At 62.4% G+C, this 11,424-nt stretch carries 11 protein-coding genes and 1 pseudogene; 8 read left to right on the top strand and 4 right to left on the bottom strand.

All coding sequences use genetic code 11. The features are described from left to right. Positions 1 to 33: 33 nt before the first annotated feature. From CAF90_RS28830 to CAF90_RS29610, 3 genes are all read left to right on the top strand, one after another. Complete coding sequence (locus tag CAF90_RS28830) at positions 34 to 327, top strand: putative quinol monooxygenase (RefSeq protein ID WP_085609265.1); 294 nt, start codon at positions 34 to 36, stop codon at positions 325 to 327. Between the two features lie 31 nt (positions 328 to 358). After that, positions 359 to 1,372: a zinc-binding alcohol dehydrogenase family protein gene (locus CAF90_RS28835; protein WP_085609266.1), complete on the top strand. Its 1,014-nt coding sequence runs from the start codon at positions 359 to 361 to the stop codon at positions 1,370 to 1,372. A 166-nt stretch (positions 1,373 to 1,538) separates the two neighbouring features. Next, the gene (locus CAF90_RS29610) at positions 1,539 to 1,712 is read left to right on the top strand and encodes a hypothetical protein (protein ID WP_011332306.1); all 174 of its coding nucleotides are present in this window, start codon (positions 1,539 to 1,541) and stop codon (positions 1,710 to 1,712) included. Positions 1,713 to 1,722: 10 nt separating this feature from the next. Here the strand turns inward: CAF90_RS29610 and CAF90_RS28840 are convergent, their stop codons facing one another. Continuing rightward, on the bottom strand, positions 1,723 to 2,925 hold the full coding sequence (locus tag CAF90_RS28840; RefSeq protein ID WP_085609273.1) for a multidrug effflux MFS transporter: 1,203 nt from the start codon (positions 2,923 to 2,925) through the stop codon (positions 1,723 to 1,725). Positions 2,926 to 3,041: 116 nt separating this feature from the next. After that, positions 3,042 to 3,239 (bottom strand): heavy-metal-associated domain-containing protein, encoded by a 198-nt coding sequence (locus tag CAF90_RS28845; RefSeq protein WP_085609267.1) that lies wholly within the window; start codon positions 3,237 to 3,239, stop codon positions 3,042 to 3,044. A gap of 148 nt (positions 3,240 to 3,387) precedes the next feature. Between CAF90_RS28845 and CAF90_RS28850 the strand changes: the two genes are divergently transcribed. The 3 genes from CAF90_RS28850 (at position 3,388) to cueR (ending at position 6,803) form a co-directional block, all read left to right on the top strand. Continuing rightward, positions 3,388 to 3,771, top strand: coding sequence for a hypothetical protein (locus CAF90_RS28850; protein WP_085609268.1), 384 nt, complete (start codon positions 3,388 to 3,390; stop codon positions 3,769 to 3,771). Between the two features lie 228 nt (positions 3,772 to 3,999). Then, positions 4,000 to 6,393 (top strand): heavy metal translocating P-type ATPase, encoded by a 2,394-nt coding sequence (locus tag CAF90_RS28855; RefSeq protein ID WP_085609269.1) that lies wholly within the window; start codon positions 4,000 to 4,002, stop codon positions 6,391 to 6,393. Then, on the top strand, positions 6,390 to 6,803 hold the full coding sequence (gene cueR, locus CAF90_RS28860; protein WP_007958485.1) for a Cu(I)-responsive transcriptional regulator: 414 nt from the start codon (positions 6,390 to 6,392) through the stop codon (positions 6,801 to 6,803). Before CAF90_RS28855 ends, cueR begins: the two co-directional genes overlap by 4 nt. Here the strand turns inward: cueR and CAF90_RS28865 are convergent. Together CAF90_RS28865 and CAF90_RS28870 are read right to left on the bottom strand one after the other, a co-directional pair. After that, positions 6,757 to 7,974: an MFS transporter gene (locus CAF90_RS28865; RefSeq protein WP_085609270.1), complete on the bottom strand. Its 1,218-nt coding sequence runs from the start codon at positions 7,972 to 7,974 to the stop codon at positions 6,757 to 6,759. The two genes, cueR and CAF90_RS28865, sit on opposite strands and share 47 nt — an antisense overlap. A gap of 56 nt (positions 7,975 to 8,030) precedes the next feature. After that, positions 8,031 to 8,927: a PA4780 family RIO1-like protein kinase gene (locus CAF90_RS28870; protein ID WP_007958482.1), complete on the bottom strand. Its 897-nt coding sequence runs from the start codon at positions 8,925 to 8,927 to the stop codon at positions 8,031 to 8,033. Between the two features lie 598 nt (positions 8,928 to 9,525). On the opposite strand from CAF90_RS28870, the pseudogene CAF90_RS29995 reads away from it, so the two are divergent. Together CAF90_RS29995 and CAF90_RS30000 are read left to right on the top strand one after the other, a co-directional pair. Next, positions 9,526 to 10,458: pseudogene (locus CAF90_RS29995) on the top strand (cache domain-containing protein); the annotation flags it as partial. A 129-nt stretch (positions 10,459 to 10,587) separates the two neighbouring features. Beyond that, entirely contained in the window at positions 10,588 to 11,316 is a 729-nt protein-coding gene (locus CAF90_RS30000) for a methyl-accepting chemotaxis protein (RefSeq protein WP_371320909.1), read from the top strand. Positions 11,317 to 11,424 lie beyond the last annotated feature (108 nt).

Here is an 11,424-nt window from a genome sequence, read left to right on the forward strand (position 1 = left end):
ATCCATCGAATTCATCCCGTCCCGGAGTCGAACATGTCCCAGCCTTTCACCGCCATCGCCACCCTGATTGCCCGACCTGGCCAGCAGGACGCCCTCGAACAGCACCTGCGTGCCCTGATCGAACCGACCCGCGCCGAAGCCGGTTGCGGTCAGTACGACCTGCATCAGGACCTGGCCAATCCGCTGGCCTTCTACATGATCGAGCAGTGGGCCAGCGACGAAGCCCTGCAAGCCCACGATGCCAGCGCCCATATCCAGCATTTCCGCAGCCAGGCCGAGGCGTTCCTCGAACACTTCGAACTCAAGCGTCTGCGCGTCATCGCCTGAAGCCTTCCTTTATTCACTTTCGGAGTTCTCCATGAAAGCCATCGCCTATTACGCCTCGCTCCCGATCAACGACGAAAAATCCCTGCAAGATATCGAACTGCCGGAGCCGGTAGCCGGCCCTCGCGACCTGCTGGTGGAAGTCAAAGCGATTTCGGTCAACCCGGTGGACACCAAGGTTCGCCAGAACGTCGCGCCGGACGGCGGCGCCGCCAAGGTGCTGGGCTGGGACGTGGCCGGTGTGGTCAAGTCGGTCGGCAGTGAAGTGACCTTGTTCAAGGCCGGCGACAAGGTGTTCTACGCCGGCTCCATCGCCCGGGCCGGTGGCAACAGTGAATTGCACGTAGTCGATGAGCGAATCGTCGGCCATATGCCGAAAACCCTCGGCTTCGCCGAAGCCGCCGCCCTGCCGCTGACCGCGATTACCGCTTGGGAGCTGTTGTTCGAATGCCTGCAGATTCGCGAAGGCAATACCGATGAAGGCCAGAGCCTGCTGATCGTCGGCGCGGCGGGCGGCGTCGGTTCGATCCTCACCCAACTCGCCAGCCAGTTGACCGGACTCAAGGTGATCGGCACCGCCTCCCGCCCTGAGACCCGCGACTGGGTGACCGAGCTGGGCGCTGACCTGGTGATCGATCACAGCCAGCCGTTGAGCGAAGAACTGAAGCGCGCCGGTGTCACCCAGGTGACCCACGTTGCCAGTCTGACCCAGACCGACCAGCACCTGGACCAACTGGTCGAGGCCCTGGCGCCGCAAGGCAAACTGGCGCTGATCGATGATCCGAAGGCGCTGGACGTGACCAAACTCAAGCGCAAGAGCCTGTCGCTGCATTGGGAGTTCATGTACACCCGCTCGCTGTTCGAAACGCCGGACATGATCGAGCAGCACAAACTGCTCAACCGGGTGGCCGGGCTGATCGACAGCGGGACGTTGAAAACCACGGTCGGCGAGCACTTCGGCACGATCAACGCGAGCAACCTGCGCCGCGCCCATGAATTGCTGGAAAGCGGCAAGGCCAAGGGGAAAATTGTTTTAGAAGGTTTCTAAAATCCGCAAGACCGCAGCCTTCTCCAGCCTCCGATGTGGCTGGCTCGGGGGCTGCGGTGTTTTTTTGCCGTCAGTCAGATGCTTGACCCTTGTCACAATTGCGATCGTATTCAGGACTACAATCGAGTCCTCTGCGATGCAATCTTTTACGTACGGGAGGTCAGCAATGAAGATCCTGATAAAAGAAGTGGCAAAGTCCCAGTGGCAAGTTCGTCTCGACCAGCACGCCGTGACCTTCCGCAGTGAGGCCGAAGCTCGCGCCTTCACTCGCACCCTCGAAGCGCGTATCTGCGCGCCCCATCAGATTCCCGACCTCGGCCAGCAACGCGCTGTCGGCTGAGTTTTTCCGTTCAGACTTCGGCCTGCGCCTTTGCCAGCGCCCGGGCATTCTGCATGCGCCGGGTGAGCATTGCTGCGCACACCACCAGCAAACCACACAAGCTGATGACGATGGCCATCGGCACGGCGGTGCCATCGTGCAGGATCCCCACCAGCGCCGAAGCCCCGGCGGCGACGCTGAATTGCATGCTGCCGAGCAACGCTGAAGCACTGCCGGCGCGACCGCCCTGCCCGTTCATCGCACATGCTGCCGCATTGGGGCTGATGCAGCCAAGGCTGGCCACGCAGATGAACAATGGAATCAGCAATGGCCACAGCATCTCGGTGTGCAAGGCGCTGACCGCGAGCAGCGTCAGCCCGGCGCCCAGGTAAACCCAGACCGCCCGCGACAGCAGGAACGCCGGACCACGTTTGGCCAGCAGTCGCGCATTGACCTGTGCCACCAGAATGAACCCGGCCGCGTTGGTGCCGAACAGCCAGCCGAAGTGCTCGGCCGGTACGCCATACAACTTGATGAAAATGAACGGGGAACCGGCGATGTAGGCAAACATCCCGGCGATGGCGATGCCGCCGGTCAGGGCATGGCCCATGTAGACCGGATCCGCCAGCAGCCGGCCGTACTGGCGCAAAGCGCCGGACAGCGGCTGACGCGGAACATGCGCCGGCAGACTTTCCGGCAGGCCGAGGGCCACCGCCAGCCCGGCAAGGGCGCTGAAACCGGTCAGCACCAGGAAGATCGACTGCCACCCCGTCGTGTTGACCAGCAGACCGCCGAGCATCGGCGCCAGAATCGGGGCCAGCCCCATCACCAGCATCAGTTGCGAGAAGACTTTCGCCGAACCCACTGCGTCGCACTTGTCGCTGACCACCGCCCGGGCAATCACCATCCCCGCACAACCGCCCAGCGCCTGCACGAGCCGCGCGCCGATCAGCCATTCCAGATTCGGCGCATAGGCGCAGGCCACTGACGCCAGCGTGAACAGCGTCAGACCAATGAGCAGCGGAATCCGCCGGCCAAAACGATCCGCTACCGGCCCGTAAGCCAGTTGGCCGATGGACAGGCCGAAGAAATAGGCCGACAGCGTCAGCTGGACGTGTTTCTCGTCGGTGCCGAACGCCAGCGCCATGGTGGGAAACGCGGGGAGATAGAAGTCGATCGCCAACGGACCGAAAGCGGTCAGGGCACCGAGAATCAGAAGGGTACGGAAGTTCATCAGGCGTCCACGTTCGGCAGGCATTGGGAGGGCACTTTAATAGAGAGTGCAGCCCGACAGTCTAGCCGCGCGAAGACGCCTTGAACATTCCGGTAGCTCGCTAACTATTAAAAAGTTCAGGCGAGTTTGATCGCATAACCTTCTTCGCTGATCGCCTCGATGACCTGCTCGGGACTCAACGCACTTTCGACGCCGACTTCCTTCGCCGCCAGATCGACCCGCACGCTGGCGGCCGGATCCTTGCTCTGCACCGCCTGAGTGACGGCTTTGACACAGTGACCGCAGGACATGCCTTCAACAGTGAACACTTGCATGGAATGACTCCTTTGAGTGAGGTTGCCGGCAGTTTCGGGCTTGCCACGATGGCAAGGTCAAGTTCTGCAAAAAACTGCCGGGCTGGCAATCGTCGCCGCGCTCGGCCAAGCTGCATGCATCAATGACATGAATTCAGGAGATTCAGCCATGCGCTGGTCAGCTTTCAGCCTGTTTGGCTTTCTCAGCCTCTTTGCCGCGATCCCTTCGGTGCATGCCGCCGGGGAAGATTACGGGGTGCTGATCATTTCCCGCGAGCGCCTGGAAGTGGCGACCTCGTGCGAAATCGGCGTGTACATCCAGGATCAACTGTCGGCGCGCCTGTTCCAGGAGCAAAGCACGTCGTTCAACCTGCCGCCGGGCAATGTCTCGCTGCGCCTGAAACTGCTGCCGGGACAAATGCCGGGCTGCAACCCGGGCATGCTCGCGCCGGGTTCGCAGGAGATCAGACTGCATGCCGGCGACATCCTGAAATTCCGCATCGCGATGAACCAGGAAGGCATGTACCTCAAGCCGACCGGTCTCGGTTACTGATTCCCTCTGATCGCGCTGATCGTTCCCACGCTCAGCGTGGGAATGCCTCTTGTGACGCTCTGCGTCACGCTTTGGGACGCAGAGCGTCCCGGGCTGCATTCCCACGCGGAGCGTGGGAATGATCGGGCGGGCGAGCGGTAGCGGGTAGCCGGTAGGGGAAACTGGTGCTTGACCTTGCCAGCATGGCAAGGTTGATCCTGTAGGCATCTTCTACAGGGAGTACGACCGATGTCCGATTCCATCACGTTCGATCTGCCCATCAGCGGCATGACCTGCGCCAGTTGCGCCGGTCGTGTCGAGCGGGCGTTGAGCAAAGTCAGCGGCGCCAGTGCCGTCAGCGTCAACCTCGCCACCGAACAGGCCCGGGTGCAGGCCCCCGGCAACAGCCTGCCGGCGCTGATGGAAGCGGTCGAACGCGCCGGTTACAGCGTGCCGCAGCACACCGTGGAATTGAACATCGACGGCATGACCTGCGCTTCCTGCGTCGGTCGCGTCGAGCGCGCCCTGAACAAGGTTGCCGGGGTGAAAAGCGTCAGCGTCAATCTCGCCAACGAACGCGCTCATCTTGAGTTGCTCGGCGCGGTCGACCCGCAAACCCTGATCGCCGCCGTGAGCAAGGCCGGTTATTCGGCCAGTCTCTTCGAACTCGAACACCCGCAAACAGACAATCGCCAGCGACGCCTGAACCATGAACGCTGGGCGTTGATCTGCGCCATCGCCCTCGCTTTGCCGCTGGTGCTGCCGATGCTGCTGCAACCGTTCGGCATTCACTGGATGCTCCCAGCCTGGGCGCAGTTCGCCCTCGCCACTCCGGTGCAATTCATCTTCGGTGCACGTTTTTATGTGGCCGCGTGGAAAGCTGTGCGCGCCGGCGCCGGCAACATGGACTTGCTGGTAGCGCTGGGCACCAGCGCCGGATATGGCCTGAGTCTCTATGAATGGGCGACCGCTGCCGGGCGCATGCCGCACCTGTATTTCGAAGCCTCGGCGGTGGTCATCGCTCTGGTGCTGCTCGGCAAATACCTGGAAAGCCGCGCCAAACGCCAGACCGCCAGCGCCATCCGCGCACTGGAAGCGTTGCGCCCGGAGCGGGCGATTCAAGTCATCGATGGCCGCGAACAGGACGTCGCCATCAGCGCCCTGCGCCTCGGTGACCTCGTATTGGTCAAACCCGGTGAACGCTTCCCGGTGGACGGCGAAGTGCTGGAAGGCCAAAGCCACGCTGACGAAGCGTTAATCAGTGGCGAAAGCCTGCCGGTACCCAAACAGCCGGGCGACAAGGTCACCGGCGGGGCAATCAATGGCGAAGGCCGCTTGCTGGTGAGCACCACGGCGCTCGGCGCGGAAAGCGTGCTAGCGCGGATCATCCGTCTGGTGGAGGACGCTCAGGCGGCGAAAGCACCGATCCAGAAACTGGTGGATAAAGTCAGTCAGGTGTTTGTGCCGACCGTGTTACTACTGGCCCTGGCCACGCTGATCGGCTGGTGGTTGTACGGCGCGCCGCTGGAAACCGCGTTGATCAACGCCGTCGCGGTGCTGGTAATCGCCTGCCCGTGTGCCCTTGGTCTGGCGACACCGACCGCGATTATGGCCGGCACCGGCGTGGCCGCTCGGCACGGGATTCTGATCAAGGACGCCGAAGCCCTGGAACGTGCCCATGAAGTCAGCGCCGTGGTGTTCGACAAGACCGGCACCCTGACCTCCGGCACGCCGCGCATCGCGCATTTCAGTGCGATCGACGGTGACGAAAACGCCCTGCTGACAGCGGCCGGCGCACTGCAACGCGGCAGCGAACATCCGCTGGCCAAAGCGGTGCTGGATGCCTGTGCCGAACGCAGTCTGAACGTACCGGATGTCAGCGACAGCCAGTCCCTGACCGGGCGCGGCATCGCCGGCAGCCTCGACGGTCGGCGCCTGGCGCTGGGCAACCGGCGCTTGCTGGAGGAAAGCGGTCTGAACGCCGCAAACCTGAGCGAATCCGCCAAGGCCTGGGAAACCGAAGGCCGCACGCTGTCGTGGCTGATCGAGCAAAGTCCCGAGCCCCGCGTACTCGGTCTGTTCGCCTTCGGCGACACCCTCAAGCCCGGCGCGCTGCACGCGGTGCAACAACTGGCGGCCCAGCATATCCACAGCCACCTGCTGACCGGCGACAACCGCGGCAGCGCCCGGGTGGTCGCCGAAGCGCTGGGCATCGAAAACGTCCATGCCGAAGTGCTGCCGGCGGAGAAAGCCGCCACTGTCGCCGAGCTGAAGAAAACCGGGGTCGTGGCCATGGTCGGCGACGGCATCAACGACGCACCGGCGCTGGCGGCCGCCGACATCGGTATCGCCATGGGCGGCGGCACCGACGTGGCCATGCACGCCGCCGGCATCACCCTGATGCGCGGCGACCCTCGGCTGGTGCCGGCCGCGCTGGAGATCAGCCGCAAGACCTATGCGAAGATCCGGCAGAACCTGTTCTGGGCCTTCGTCTACAACCTGATCGGCATTCCGCTGGCGGCGTTCGGTTTCCTCAATCCGGTGCTGGCCGGCGCGGCGATGGCCCTGTCGAGCGTCAGCGTGGTGAGCAATGCGCTACTGTTGAAAACCTGGAAACCCGAGGATCTGGAGGACAACCGATGAACATCGGCCAAGCGGCCCGCCACAGTGGCCTGAGCGCGAAGATGATCCGTTATTACGAGTCGATCGGTCTGCTTAAAGCCGCCCATCGCACCGACAGCGGCTATCGCGTCTACGGCGACGATGACCTGCACACGCTGGCGTTCATCAAGCGCTCGCGGGACCTGGGTTTCTCGCTGGAGGAAGTCGGCAAGCTGCTGACACTCTGGCAGGATCGCCAGCGCGCCAGCGCCGATGTGAAGGCCCTGGCCCGCCAGCACATCGACGAGCTGAATCAGAAGATCCGCGAACTCGGCGAACTGCGCGACACCCTGCAGGATCTGGTCGAGCACTGCCACGGCGACCATCGCCCGGACTGCCCGATCCTCAAGGAACTGGCGTCGGGCTGCTGCGCGCAACCCGCTCGCGCCTGAGCAGCAGGATTTTCATCGACAACACTGTGGCGAGAGGAATGCCGTGGAACAGCAGCACCACGGCACCCGGCGCCCACCACGAATAGAACGGTGCGGCGATCAGCATGCCGACGCCAAACCCGGTCATCTGCAACAGCGTCAGGAAACTGAAGATCGGCAGGCGCAGGGGTTCTGGTTCCCGTTGCAGCCGTGACATCAGGCCGACTTCCGAGAATCCGTCACCCAATCCGGCCGGCAGCGAAAACAGCAACAACCCGACGACGCTGTGCTGCTGGAACATCAGGATGAATCCGCAGGACATCAGCAGCACGCCGCCGAAGTAGCGGCGCTCCAGATGAATGTTTTCCGAGCCATTGAGGCGACTGGCGATCCGCGCGCCGAGCAGCTTGCCGGCGGCCCACACCGCGAGCATCAGGCCCAGCGTGGTGCTGGCTGAATCCGGCGTCAGCAGTTTGGAGATGATCGGGAAGCCGACGTTGTGAGCAGCGCTGCCAAGGGTGTCGGCCATGGTCACCGCCAGCATCGCGGCCACCACCGGCGCACTGCGCAGCCCTTGCAGCAGAGCCGACCATTCACCCTGTTTAGCGCTGGATTCAACCACCGGCTCCGGTGCACTGAACCGCAGCGGCGCAATCAACACTGCCGCCAACACATAGGTCACCGCGTTCAGCGCGAACACCGTTTCAAAACCAAATCCCGCGACCAGCAACCCCGACACCAGACTGCCGCCGACCATCGCCATGGAAGAGGCGGACGTAATCCAGGCATTGGTCTTGAGCAACTGCGCCGGCTCGATCAAGCGCGGCAACTGGCTGTTGAGGCCGATGGCGAACATCGAATTACCAAAGCCCAGGCCGAACGCAATCAGCGGCAGCAACAACGCCTGCTGACTGACCGGCACGATCAGCAACAAACCGAGCACTGTGGCGCGCAATAGATCGAAGGCAATCAACGGCAAACGACCGCTGCATCGACGATAAAACGCGGTGCCGATCAGGCTGGCGAAAATCCCGCCGCCCACGCGACTGGCGAGAAAAATCCCCACGCTCATCGCGCTGTTGCTCAGCAGGTAAACATAAGTGGCCAGCGCCACCATGTTCAGGAACGCGCCGAAATCGGAAATCAGCCGCGCCGTAATGATCAGCCGGGCATTGCGGGAAGTGGTGGTCACAATCAATCCTTGAATGTGTAAAACCCGGCCGAAGCCGGGTTTTCTTTTTCAGATGCTCACTGCATCCACGGTGGCGGAGGCGGTTCGTCGGACTTGCCCTTGGGTTCGTCGTCCGCCGCGCGGATGGCTTGCTTGCGCTCCTCATCCAGACGCGCCGCTTCGATCTCGCGCAGCACCCCGCCGACATCGGCCAGGTCCTCGGGATCGTCGAACTCGCCGGTCAGCACGCTGGCCGGGTGCAACGTACCCGCTTCGTACAACGCCCACATTTCCTTGGCGTATTTGGTTTTCTTCAACTCCGGGGCGAAGCGACCGAAGTACGACGCCATGTTGCCGACGTCACGCTCGAGCATGCTGAACGCGTGGTTGTTGCCAGCGGCGTCCACCGCTTGCGGCAGGTCGATGATGACCGGGCCGGTCGGCGTCAGCAGCACGTTGAACTCCGAGAGGTCACCGTGCACCAGACCGGTACACAACATCAGCACGATCTGCGAAATCAGGAACGCGTGATATTCGCGGGCCTGATCCGGCTCCAGCACCACGTCGTTCAGACGCGGGGCGGCATCGCCGAATTCGTCGGCCACCAGTTCCATCAACAGCACGCCGTCGAGGAAGTCGTAGGGCTTGGGCACTCGCACACCCGCGCCGGCCAGACGAAACAGCGCCGCGACCTCGGCATTCTGCCAGGCGTCTTCGGTCTCTTTGCGACCGAATTTCGACCCCTTGGCCATCGCCCGGGCCTGTCGGCTGTTGCGAACCTTGCGGCCTTCCTGATACTCGGCCGCCTGGCGGAAACTGCGTTTGTTCGCCTCCTTGTAGACCTTTGCGCAACGTAACTGATTGCCGCAGCGCACCACATAAACAGCTGCTTCTTTGCCACTCATGAGTGGACGCAGCACTTCGTCGACCAGACCGTCCTCGATCAGGGGTTCAATGCGTTTTGGAGTCTTCATCAGCTTTTATTGTGGGTCCTTTATTACCAAACACGCGAATGTCATTCGTTATACGGCAATCCTCGCATCACGGGGAGGGGTTGCCGACCTGTGAACCTGTGGATGCACACACTGTGCCGGATAAACCGGGCCGATCCGCCGCTTTATCGGCCGCTGCGAATCATAGCCGAGGCTGTCGAGGTTGTTGGCGACAGGACTTGAGGGCATTTGCGACAGAATCTGACATCCCGTTGCACGCAGCTCGTAAGAATTTTCTCTTCCGGCCTCAATTTCCCCCTCCGGCAGCCGAATTCCTCAGAGACAGAGGAATTTGTCCGACAATCGTTCCAAAAAAATCTTCGATGTCGCACTCAAGGAAACGGGTGGAAAACAACGTTTTTCGGCTGCCAATAACCGCGAGTCATCTGCACTGCGTGGGCCTACAAGAAAATCTGGAGCGCGGATGAACATCAAACAGAAGTTGACCTGGGCGTTTGCAATCATCGCCTGCTTGCCCGTGGTGCTGGTCGCCACGCTGGTTGTACTGAACCTGCGCAGCGATGCCCGGGACGATTTTGTCGACAGCAGCGGGCGCGAGATCCGTCAGGTCAGCAACGCCATGCAGCTTTTCTTTGACGGCATCAGCCAGAACGTCGATTACCTGGCGACGCAACCGCTGGTGAAGAACGCCGACGGCAGCGTTCGCAGCCGCATGAGCGCCAACGCCGCCGATACCTCCGATGGCGAGATCGACAAGCAACTGTTTGCACTGTTCGAAGGGCTGGCCAAATCCCACCCGGCCTACTCCTACGTGTCCTATGGATTGAACAGCGGCGGCTATGCCTTCTGGCCGGGCGATCCAAAGATGGCCAACTACGACCCGCGCACCCGCCCGTGGTACAAGACCGCCATGGCCAACCCGGGCAAGACCCTGCGCACCGAGGCCTATTACTGGGCCGGCGACGACGCGGTTCTGGTCAGCACCGTGCGCGCGGTCGCCAACCAGTTGGGCGCCCAGGGTGGCGTGGTCAACATTGACGTGTCGCTCAAGCAACTGACCGAGATCGTCAAACAGATCAAGCTCGGTGAAAGCGGTTACCTGATGCTGATGGAGAACACCGGCACGGTGCTGGTCGATCCGAAGCAACCGGAGCACAACTTCAAACGACTCGACAGCCTCGGCGACGGCTACGCGCAACTGGCCAAGGCCGGTAAAGGGCTGGTGGAAGTCGAGCTCAACGGCGAACGTTACATGGCCAACGTCTGGCCCTCGGAGCAACTGGGCTGGACCTTCATCGGCCTGATCAAACAGAACGACGTAATGAGTTCGGCCACTCAACTGACCTGGCTGATCGCAATCATCGCTGCGGTGTTGGCGGTGTTCTTCGCCGTGGTCGGCGCCAGTTTCGCCAGCCTCATCGTGCGGCCGATCCGCAGCGTGGCCAGCGGTCTGGAAGGCATCGCCCAGGGCGAAGGCGACCTGACCAAGAACCTCGACATCCGTGGCAGCGACGAAACCGCGCAACTGGCCAACTGGTTCAACCAGTTCCTCACCGCGATCCGCAGCCTGATCCAGCACATCGGCGGCGCGGCCGGGAAAATCCTCGCCACTTCGCAGAGTTCGACCCGGGTTTCCGGCGACATGGCCGAAGCCGCCGGACGCCAGCGCGAAGCGGTGGACATGGTCTCGACCGCGTTCCACGAAATGGTCGCCACCGCCAACGAAGTCGCCCGCTCTTGTAGCCAGGCAGCGGAGTCGGCCGACAGCGGCCAGCGCCAGGCCCGCGAAGGTCAGCAGCAGATCGATGCGGCGGTGCACAGCGTCGATCAACTGAGCCAGGAACTGGAGCAGTCGGCGCAGTCGATGCAACAACTGGAACGCGACAGCAACGACATCCAGTCGATCCTCGGCACCATTCGTTCCATCGCCGAACAGACCAACCTGCTGGCACTCAACGCGGCTATCGAGGCGGCGCGGGCCGGTGAGCAAGGCCGTGGTTTTGCGGTGGTGGCCGATGAGGTTCGCGCACTGGCCAAACGCACGGCGGATTCGACGGCGGAAATCGACGGGCTGCTGGGCAATCTGGCCAAACGTACCAGCGCGGTCACTCAGCAGATGCGCGCCAGTCTTGATGTGTCGCAGCAATCGGTGGCGCGGATTGGCGAGGCGCGGGAGAGCTTTGGGCAGATTCGTGAGTCGGTGGATGTGATTCGCGACATGAACACGCAGATTGCGACTGCGGCGGAAGAGCAGCATCAGGTGGCCGAGGACATCAATCGGCACATCAGCCAGATTCATGGTGATGCGCAACTGGTGGCGGAGCTGGCGAATTCGGCGCGGCTGGATTCGCAGAGTCTGGCGGGGTTGTCGAATGAGCTGGATGGGTTGGTGCGGCGGTTCCGTACCTGAGTAACCTTTGGAATCCCCTCTCCCTTTGGGAGAGGGGATTCTTGTTCTTTCAGCGCTCGATGATCGCCGTCACACCTTGCCCCCCCGCCGCACAAATCGAAATCAACC

Source organism: Pseudomonas sp. B37(2017) (assembly GCF_002112885.1).
Lineage (GTDB): Bacteria > Pseudomonadota > Gammaproteobacteria > Pseudomonadales > Pseudomonadaceae > Aquipseudomonas > Aquipseudomonas paraglycinae.

What these genes read in the sequence shown, in the direction of transcription:
- cueR (WP_007958485.1), top strand. Translation starts at nt 6,390, where the DNA reads ATGAACATCGGCCAAGCGGCCCGCCACAGTGGCCTGAGCGCGAAGATG.
- CAF90_RS28850 (WP_085609268.1), top strand. Translation starts at nt 3,388, where the DNA reads ATGCGCTGGTCAGCTTTCAGCCTGTTTGGCTTTCTCAGCCTCTTTGCC.
- CAF90_RS28830 (WP_085609265.1), top strand. Translation starts at nt 34, where the DNA reads ATGTCCCAGCCTTTCACCGCCATCGCCACCCTGATTGCCCGACCTGGC.
- CAF90_RS28870 (WP_007958482.1), bottom strand. Translation starts at nt 8,927, where the DNA reads ATGAAGACTCCAAAACGCATTGAACCCCTGATCGAGGACGGTCTGGTC.
- CAF90_RS29610 (WP_011332306.1), top strand. Translation starts at nt 1,539, where the DNA reads ATGAAGATCCTGATAAAAGAAGTGGCAAAGTCCCAGTGGCAAGTTCGT.
- CAF90_RS28845 (WP_085609267.1), bottom strand. Translation starts at nt 3,239, where the DNA reads ATGCAAGTGTTCACTGTTGAAGGCATGTCCTGCGGTCACTGTGTCAAA.
- CAF90_RS30000 (WP_371320909.1), top strand. Translation starts at nt 10,588, where the DNA reads ATGGTCTCGACCGCGTTCCACGAAATGGTCGCCACCGCCAACGAAGTC.
- CAF90_RS28835 (WP_085609266.1), top strand. Translation starts at nt 359, where the DNA reads ATGAAAGCCATCGCCTATTACGCCTCGCTCCCGATCAACGACGAAAAA.
- CAF90_RS28840 (WP_085609273.1), bottom strand. Translation starts at nt 2,925, where the DNA reads ATGAACTTCCGTACCCTTCTGATTCTCGGTGCCCTGACCGCTTTCGGT.
- CAF90_RS28855 (WP_085609269.1), top strand. Translation starts at nt 4,000, where the DNA reads ATGTCCGATTCCATCACGTTCGATCTGCCCATCAGCGGCATGACCTGC.